Here is a 1,152-nt window from a genome sequence, read left to right as displayed (position 1 = left end):
CGGCCGATGATCACCCCGGTGGTGGTGGTCACGGTGTCGGCCAGGGTCATCGCCCGGTGCGCCGCGGCCCCCTCGCCGAACAGCTTCGTCCCGGCGCCCAACGCGAGCGGGTGGATCGACAGCACGTACTCGTCGACGAGCCCGGCGGCGGCCAGTGCCCGGACGAGCAGGCCGCTGCCCAGCACCACCAGGGCCCCGTCGACCTCGGCCTTGAGCTTGGCCACGGCGTCGGCGGCCTCGCCCGTGACCAGCACCGAGTTCTGCCACGGCAGCGGCTCGGTCAGAGTGCGCGAGACCACGTACTTGGTCTTGCGGTTGAGCACCTCGGTGTACGGGTTGCCGTCGGTCTGCCGGGCCCAGAACCCGTGGAAGTTGACGTAGGTCCGCCGCCCGAACAGCATCGCGCCGTCCTCACCCATCCCCTTGCCCATGGTGGCGGCCGCGACGTGATCGGCGTAGGGACGGGCCCAGCCGCCGTACCGGAAATCGCCCCTGGTGTCCTCGTCGGGACTGCCCGGTGCCTGCATGACGCCGTCCAGGCTCAGCTGCTCCACGACCACGATCTCGCCCACGGTGTTCTCCTTCCTGAGGGCCCGCCGTGCGCGGGCCTGCACCGGTTACACGAACGGGCGGTCCTCGGATCGACAATCTTGGGGCGGCGACTATCGTGTGGTGAATGCCGAACGACGCCGTGGTCACGTATCAGCAGGTGGACGCCGATGGTCTGGTGGTCGCCGTCCTCGCCGGGGAGATGGACCTGGACCGCGCGGACGCGGTCCGCGACAGCCTGGCGGCCGCCGCCGCGAGCGGCGAGTGCCGGTATCTGAACGTGGACGTCAGCGAGGTCACCTTCATCGACTCGTACGCGCTCGGGGCGCTGGTGAGCGCGCGCAACACCGCGGCCAGCAACGGGGTGTCGCTGACCCTGACCAACCCGTCGCAACCGGTCCGCAAGGCCATCCAGGTGACCGGCCTCAGTCACGTCTTCGGCCTGCCCGCCACGACTGAGTGAGGGCCATGGACTATCGCCGCAACTACCGGGCCGCCGCCGTCTCCTTCGCCGACCTCGTGTCCCGGCTGCCGGCCGACCGCTGGGACGGCCCCGGCACCGGCGACTGGAGTCTGCGCGAGCTGGTCGGCCACACGGTCGGC

General features: G+C 71.0%; 2 protein-coding genes. One reads left to right on the top strand and one right to left on the bottom strand.

Annotated features, from left to right (window positions below; translation table 11 throughout):
- Nucleotides 1-572 (bottom strand): dihydrofolate reductase family protein (locus AB0C29_RS49640; RefSeq protein ID WP_360835522.1); only part of this gene is annotated, 572 nt, incomplete at its 3' end.
- 104 nt (nt 573-676) lie between these two features.
- Here AB0C29_RS49640 and AB0C29_RS49635 point away from each other — a divergent pair.
- Nucleotides 677-1,012, top strand: coding sequence for an STAS domain-containing protein (locus AB0C29_RS49635; protein WP_360835520.1), 336 nt, complete (start codon nt 677-679; stop codon nt 1,010-1,012).
- Nucleotides 1,013-1,152: the final 140 nt, after the last annotated feature.

Source organism: Actinoplanes sp. NPDC048791, assembly GCF_040650095.1.
GTDB lineage: Bacteria > Actinomycetota > Actinomycetes > Mycobacteriales > Micromonosporaceae > Actinoplanes.
Note: the sequence above shows the minus strand (reverse complement) of the source record. Positions and strands in the feature narration are given on the sequence as shown.

What these genes read in the sequence shown, in the direction of transcription:
- AB0C29_RS49635 (WP_360835520.1), top strand. Translation starts at nt 677, where the DNA reads ATGCCGAACGACGCCGTGGTCACGTATCAGCAGGTGGACGCCGATGGT.